Annotated in this window: 1 pseudogene; it reads right to left on the reverse strand. The window is 71.3% G+C overall.

Features of this window, described 5'->3' with window-relative positions:
• Nucleotides 1-341, reverse strand: a pseudogene (locus UUA_RS19735) (alpha/beta hydrolase family protein); the annotation flags it as partial.

Below are 341 nucleotides of genomic sequence, written 5' to 3' on the forward strand. Positions count from 1 at the left end.
CTTCTGGCTCAGCGCGCGGTGCAGTTTGGCGGTGGGCGTGTTGGCGTCGATGTAGCTGGCCTGCGGCAGGCCGGTGGCCGGTACGGTGGCGAATGGCTGGCGCGGCAGCGCCGTCCACTCGATGTCGCCGATGCTGCTGAAACCGTCGCTGGCGAGCACCTTGCGGTTGCCGCCGTCCTCATCCTGCTCGACCAGCGCGGTCGGGCCGCCGCCGGCGTTGTAGCGGGCGTAGACGCGCTGCCCGTCGGGCGTGGAGTCGATCGGGGTGAAGCTGCTGCCGATCCGTGCGGCAGCCATCGGCGTCCAGCCGCCGGCCTGCTGGTGGTAGACCACGTAGTCCC

The sequence above is a fragment of the Rhodanobacter thiooxydans LCS2 genome, assembly GCF_000264375.1.
Classification (GTDB): Bacteria; Pseudomonadota; Gammaproteobacteria; order Xanthomonadales; family Rhodanobacteraceae; genus Rhodanobacter; species Rhodanobacter thiooxydans.